Raw genomic sequence first — 7,081 nt, 5'->3', positions numbered from 1 at the left:
TCCATCCAAGCTTGCCTGAAGCAACCGCTGGATCAACGGCGTTAGGATCCCGTTTTCTCCGGTCAGTTCATCGCCATCCATCAAACGCTTGATGGCATCGGATTCAAATGAATCCCAATCAAAGTTAGTTTTGTTCTTCATGTGTCAATTATTCTATGTTAAGTTGAGTTTAACTGTTTTGACAAACTTTTCTGAACAGTCTCGTGTCAATAATCCAGTCCGGGCTGGGTGATTTTGAAATCATTTTCCTCTTTCGACTCCTCGACTATTCTCCGCACATCCTCCAGAAGCTGCACGGCGTCAAATACAATTCCATCTTTTATCGTATATCTCACGCCGCCAACACGCTCAACTTCGTTCTGATCGTTCACACGAATAGCACCGGTGCCATAGAGTACCTTCAGGTTTTGTTGTGGATTTTCACTCACAATCACTAGGTCGGCGAGTTTACCCTCCTCGATTGTGCCCAGGCGATCATCAACCCCGAGAACTTCGGCGGCTTTAATGGAGGCTGACTGAAAGATTTCAAGAGGGTGGAAACCGGCTTCCCGGAACATCTCCATCTCCTGGATATAGGCAAATCCGTAGAGTTTATAAATATATCCTGCATCGGAACCGAGGGTAACACGTCCGCCCCGATTTTTGTATTCATTGATGAACTGCATCCAAATACGATAGTTCTCCTTCCAGGCTACTTCCTGCTCGGTTCCCCAATCAAACCAATAGGAGCCGTGTGCACGGCGGTCCGGCTGAAAAAATTGCCACAGGGAAGGAGTGGTATACTTTTCGTGCCACTCTGCGCGGCGCTGTGCCATCAGGTCGCGGCTTGCTTCATAAATGGTAAATGTAGGATTGATCTCGAACTCTTTTTCGAGCAGTTTATCCATCAGATTGTTCCAGGTTTCACTGCCGGGTTCAGCGGCCTGTTTCCAGAGTCTTCCGGCTTCTTCAAACCGGTGCTGCTCGTTGCTGTAGTTGTAATCCAGCGGATAATCCTGGATAACGCGATCCTCAAACATCGCTTCCGGCAGGCCGTACCAGTGGGTCATTCCGCGGAGTCCCATGTCGGCAGTTTGACTAACGTTTGCATATACAACACGTGGTTGTGCGTGATGAGCCATGGAGCCGATGCCGAGAGAATTCGCTTCATCGAGAGTAGCTTCGTAGATTTCGGGACGGGCACCGAAAAATTTAATACCCATTGCACCGCGCTCTGCAATCATTTGCACCCATTCCCGAGCCTGTTCCGGTGTTTGAATACTGCCATCTGCTCCGGACCCAAACCCGATGTATGGAAAGATTCTGGGTGCGGTAATTTCATTTGCATCACTTCGCTCTTTGTGGCGCATCGTCCAGTCGAAGCCGTTAAATGAACCGGGCTCTCGTATGGACGTGATTCCGTGCGCAAGCCAGAGTTTGTAGACATATTCGGGAACGGTTCCCTGTGCATTCCCGCCGGTGTGAGCGTGCATATCAAAAAAACCGGGAAGAATGTACATTCCCTCCAGATCAATTTCCCGGGTATTTGAATCGGCTTGCGGACGTCTTTGTTCGTTGATGGGAACACCGGGATACCCCACATTTTGAATCCGCACGATCTCATTTCCTTCGATTACAATATCCACGGGGCCAACAGCGGGTGACCCAGTGCCGTCAATCATCGTACCGCCTCGCAAAATCAGTCGTTCGAAAGGACCTTCACCTTCCGTGCGGTCCGGTGCATCCGGCATCTGTGCAATAGCGGGAACAGAGAATAATAATACAGAAAGAAAAAGAAAAAGTAGCTGAACTGATTTCATAAAAAATTGGGCTGTTATGGAGTAATTTGACCGATAATATCAAAACCGAAGGCCCGAAAAAAAGAAATCTCAAAAATAATTGAAATTTTTTGTAACAAATGCCCATCTGGATACTCTTGTCTATACAGCATTAGCTAATCTATCTCTATTGATTAGTTTTAGTCACTCCTATGCTGAAACCTAAAGCAGAAAACCCGGGACTGATACTCCCGGGTTTTATTTTTTTAACTATCTCCTCAGCGAAACTGCTGCAATTCCAACAAACAGCAGGGCAGCCCCCGCCGTAAAAAAGAAAGTTCCCCTAATTCCGGTATATAGATAAACAATCCCCAGCAAGAATGGTGCTATGGTCTGTGCCGCACGAATCACAACCCAGTTGACAGCCAGAAATGCCGCACGAAATTCCGATGGTGCCTTTCCCGTGAGCAGATTCAGAAGACTGGGAATATTAATTCCCTGGGCCACACCAAAAACCGCAATCGGAAGCGCCATATACCAAACGTTTGTAATCAGGGGAAAACTCAGAAAAATGAATAGATAAAGTATGGCACCGGTGAGAATAAGATGTAGTTCGCTGAAGTGTTTGGTTAGCTTTCCAAGCCTTGATGACGTTATGGCGGTAATCAGCGAGGACCCGGAGAGCATCAAACCGATAATCGTTGAGCTCAAACCGAAATCTTCATCAAGAAAAATGGGTAAAAATGTGATGTAGCCGCCATAAAGAATTGTGAACGTAAGAAACACACATGCGAACAGGCTGAGTACCTGACGGGTGAAGATTCGGTCTTTAATCTTTTGAAAATATTCACCAATATCGAGATTCATGGATATGGGAACCGGGTCAAGGTAGATCATCGCAAATAGAGCAACCGGAATGGCGAGTGCACTCAGTAGAAATGGATAGTTCCACGCGAAGGCTGCCAGGAATCCACCAATAGCTGGATAAATCGCTGTACCTACACTCAGAACGCTTCCATTGTACCCCATCGCTGTGGCGCGACGATTTCCCTGGAAAAGATCACCGATCAGCGTAATGTTGAGGGCACCGAGTGCTGCACTGCCGGATCCCTGTAAAAACCTCAGCCACAAAAGCTGGTCAAAAGAAGTGGTGAAGGCACAGGCTGAACCGGCGATTCCGTACAGCAGCAGGGAGGGGATTAAAATGCGTTTACGGCCAAACCTGTCAGCCAGTACACCAAGAAAAGGAGTGAGTAGAATACCGGGAAGTGCAAATACTGTGATCAGCAGGCCGATCTGGTCGGTTGAAACGTCCAGGGCACGCGAAATAACCGGAAGTGCCGGCGCAATACTGGACACCCCCATTACAGCGCTAAGGGTGATCCCGAAAATAATATGGAGATTTTTATCTTTTAGTACCGGCGTTTGTTGATTCTCTTCCAAACTCAAAATTTCAGGTTAAAATATTACAAAACCGAACTCTGTACATATCCGTTTCAGTACAATTTTTCAATTTGGAATGATAGGGTGATTCAGGGAGAAGTTTAAGTGTTAATTTTAGCCTTAAGTATATGATTTAAAGTAGAGGAGCTAAAAATATACCCGATAAAGAATGCTGACGCTGCGGGCCGGTTCGGGAAATAGATCTTTTACTTTTGAGAGGTGGTTGTAATATTCAGTATTGAAAAGGTTAGATCCGTTCAGCGCAAAAGTGTGCAGCGTTCCGCCCCAGTCGAAGCGATATTGTGCGTTCAGATCAAAAACGGCATATCCATCTGTAGGTGTTTCATTTTCGCCAATCCGGGATTGTGATGCGGCAGCTCTCATGCGTGTGCCAAGTGTTATATTATCAAAACTGTAGCGGAGCCCAAAATTCCCTTTTACAGGGGGCATCATTGGCAGTGGCTGATTCGCTTCCGTTAAGCCTGCAGCTTCTCTCTCTTCCCCGGGAACGACTCTATCACCAATGGTAAAGGAGATATTTCCATCCAGAACGAGATTTCTGATGAGGCGAACTTCAGAAGAAAATTCGGCTCCGTACATCGTTGCCTGCGTGCCGATATATTTAAATTCGTTGAGATCTCCACGGGGAATACTTGGCCGCCCGGTATCTTGCGCGTAAAGGTAGTTGCCAAAGTAGTTGTAATAGGTGGCCAGTTCAACCGATGCGGAACCGGATTTATAGCGGGCAAAAATTTCGGAACCCAGTCCTCGCTCTGCTTCCAGGTCGGGATTTCCCACTTCATATGCAAAAGCAGCAAGATGGGGTCCCTCCGAATAGAGCTCTTCTAATGTTGGGGAGCGCCAGGAGTGCATGAAAGTAGATCCCAGGTACCATCCATTTCCAAGGTTATAAATTGCAGAAGCTGAGGATTCCAGTCCGGTGAAGTTCCGCTGCCTTACATGCCCGATAAAAGAATTTGGGCGTTCACGTTCAGGTGTGGCTGTAAAATGATTCAGGCGAAGACCGGCTTCGAGGTGCAGATTACCGATATCAGCTTCCTGGATGGCAAAAAATGCACCGCTCACAGAATTAGAGTTTGGCGTTCGGGACCCAAATACAGAATAGTCCACAAATTCGCCCCAGATTCCGACCACTCCTTCGTTAAAAAATCCCCACCCGTTATTTCGGAGTTTTAAAGTACCGGTGGTGGTGTCCATATCGTACTGTGTTCCAATTGCTCCGCTGGATTCAAGCTCAACGTGGTGATAGTGAATAAACGAGCCGCGCGCTTCCAGCAGATTAAACCATCGATTATTCAGAAGAACTTCTGCACGCCCTTCGGTATGATATTTATACATTTCAATATCCACACCAGCGGGATGTCCACCTTCGGGATCGGGAGGAATACCGTATTCGCTGTAATATACAGATCCGGATAATCCGGCGTATCCCCAGGGACGGATATACCCGATGCCAAACCCATTATCAGCTGTGCGAATGGACGTGTTGGTTAGTGTGCCATCAGGAATTTTATAATCCTGTCCAATTCGGCCGCTTAAATCAACATTCAGAACTAAATCCCGGTAGGGTACTTTAACGGATCCGGATCCCATCATACCGTTATTTACGCTCGCTCCCTGAAATGAAACGTTTCCTGTTGTCCGTGTTGGAATGCTGTTGGGGATTTTGTTGCTCACAACGTTAATCACGCCACCGATGGCACCAGCACCATGTTCGAGTGCAGCAGGTCCCCGGGCGATTTCAATTTCATCGGCAGAAGATGGATCAACCGTGACCGAATGATCGGAAGAAGTCCACGATACATCCCCGGTTCGTCCGCCATCCTCCAGGATCAAAACACGTTCGTCACCGAGGCCACGCATCACCGGCCGGCCGGGAGCAGCACCCATGCTTCGTTCGGAAAACCCCGCCTGGTTACTCAGTGTTCCTGAAAGCGTGACGTCGAGATCACGCCGCAGTCGGTCTCCCACAATTTTCAGGGAGGCGTGCTCAAGATTACCTCCCACGGTTTGTTCGGCATCTCCTACAACCTCAACGGTCTGCCCGGAGAGCACGGTAGGTGTAATTTGAAATGAAATCTCAGTTCGTTCATCGGCCTGAATGTCAACCGTTCGGTTTTGTGATGTATACCCGATGCGATGAATATTTACGGTGTATGAACCCGCCGGAAGATTCCGGAGTTCAAAACGGCCGTCCCGGTCTGTAGTAGACGACCGATTAATCTCTTCAAGGTGCAGATATACGTAGGGTACCGGCTCGCTGCTTTCAATATCAACCACAATTCCTGAAAGAACACCCGACCTTTCATCATTGGCCTCAGCGTTTTGATATACAGAAAAAAATAAAAGAAATAGAAAAGGAATGGTTAGGAACTTCATCATAAAAAATGCAACTCAAAAACTGTGAGGTTTATTCTTACCAATATAAACGGATATGTAAAGCCTTTATCTGCACGTTGTAAAAGGCAAAATAAATAGAATGGATAATCTGAATAAATCTGCCTCCGAGTTGTAAAAAGCTTTAACCGGAGGCAGTTTATTGTAAATATGATAGATTAGCGCGGACGGTCGGTTCTGCACTTGCTTCTTGTATGCATATAAATTCCGTTCTCGTCAATCAGGCTATGTTCATCGTGTGGGACGATAACCGTCATCGGCTGAGAAGTGAAGTCGGAATGCGCTTCGGTGCCATGGCCATGCATCAGGCGAAAAGTAAGCTGCCCCTGACCGGCGTGATCCGCGCGGAAATGGAAACCCCATTCACCATCACTGCCGTGTTGTTCCAGGTTGGCGGGTCGGATCTGGTCGAGCGCTTCGAGATCTTCACGGGCTTCATCAGAGCACTCCTCGGTGAGGGTGTTTGGTGCATCCCAGCTCCAGTCTAACCAGTATTCACCGCCTTCTTCTTCAGACAGGTCATCCAGGTCGAAAACGTCGCCGTCTGCATCAATCCAGCGGATCGTTACGGATGGTGTCATTCCTCTGGGGTTGTCTTCACTAAGTTCTATTACATCAGGTGAGATTACGATTCCATCACTACCTTCACGGAAATAACTGTCCCATGTACCGCTTGGGTTCCAGATATACTCGTTGTTCTGATAGCGTACAATTTCAGCGTTATTTTGAACGATGACAAAACCGGTTGCATCCAGATGTTCATCATGATCATCCGTGCTGGTTGTATCACATGAGATGAATAGCGCCGCACCGAAGAAGAGTGCTGCGAACAGTGTTGTGGTGTGTTTGATTGTTTTCAACATACGTGATTCTATGTTTGATTTTGGGGTTAATGAATAATATTCACTGTGTACGCGATAACGCACAACAGGAATTCTGTTTAGGTAAAAAGGGTCAGCTATTCGCCGGGAAGGGCAGAATTAGCTCTTAAATTAAAAAGAAGGGTAAAAATCAGCTTTTATAGGGAGGAGCCCGACCTTCATGTACATTTCTGAGGGGATCAGAAATATGACGGTCAAAAATAATGAGAGTAACTGTTTCGGAGGAAAGTATCGTATGAGAAACAGCGTCAGGTGTTCCTGAAAACTTGAAGTGTGAAGCACAAACTGTACATTCGTTAATGTCCTGGGTTATGTGATGGTCAAATCCATCCACATAAGAATGCGCATCATCGTGAATATGAACCGCAGCCAGGAACATTCCTGCTGAAATCAGCAGAGATAAGAAAAACGATATGTAGCGGTTATCTGTTTTCAAGTAGTAAATTTGTTTAAGCCCAAATATAAGCCAATTTGTTCTGGCTTATCAATACTTATTTTCAAACGTGTAAGATTCTCGTTTATTTGGAGTAGATTAGGAAGTGCTTACACGATAGCCTTAAATGGTCAATGATACCCAATGTG

Annotated in this window: 5 protein-coding genes; all 5 read right to left on the bottom strand. The window is 46.7% G+C overall.

Features of this window, described 5'->3' with window-relative positions; translation table 11 throughout:
* Positions 1 to 206: 206 nt before the first annotated feature.
* The 5 genes from DYD21_RS19280 to DYD21_RS19260 all read right to left on the bottom strand — a co-directional run bounded on the left by DYD21_RS19280 (position 207) and on the right by DYD21_RS19260 (position 6,935).
* Positions 207 to 1,799 (bottom strand): amidohydrolase family protein, encoded by a 1,593-nt coding sequence (locus DYD21_RS19280; protein ID WP_116038649.1) that lies wholly within the window; start codon positions 1,797 to 1,799, stop codon positions 207 to 209.
* A 228-nt stretch (positions 1,800 to 2,027) separates the two neighbouring features.
* Complete coding sequence (locus tag DYD21_RS19275; RefSeq protein ID WP_147303651.1) at positions 2,028 to 3,206, bottom strand: MFS transporter; 1,179 nt, start codon at positions 3,204 to 3,206, stop codon at positions 2,028 to 2,030.
* A gap of 141 nt (positions 3,207 to 3,347) precedes the next feature.
* Entirely contained in the window at positions 3,348 to 5,603 is a 2,256-nt protein-coding gene (locus DYD21_RS19270) for a TonB-dependent receptor (RefSeq protein ID WP_116038647.1), read from the bottom strand.
* A gap of 173 nt (positions 5,604 to 5,776) precedes the next feature.
* Positions 5,777 to 6,481, bottom strand: coding sequence for a hypothetical protein (locus tag DYD21_RS19265; protein WP_116038646.1), 705 nt, complete (start codon positions 6,479 to 6,481; stop codon positions 5,777 to 5,779).
* A gap of 148 nt (positions 6,482 to 6,629) precedes the next feature.
* On the bottom strand, positions 6,630 to 6,935 hold the full coding sequence (locus DYD21_RS19260) for a hypothetical protein (RefSeq protein WP_116038645.1): 306 nt from the start codon (positions 6,933 to 6,935) through the stop codon (positions 6,630 to 6,632).
* Positions 6,936 to 7,081: the final 146 nt, after the last annotated feature.

The sequence above is a fragment of the Rhodohalobacter sp. SW132 genome (assembly GCF_003390325.1).
Classification (GTDB): Bacteria; Bacteroidota; Rhodothermia; order Balneolales; family Balneolaceae; genus SW132.
The sequence above is the reverse complement of the archived record's forward strand: the minus strand, read 5'-3'. Positions and strand labels throughout refer to the sequence as shown.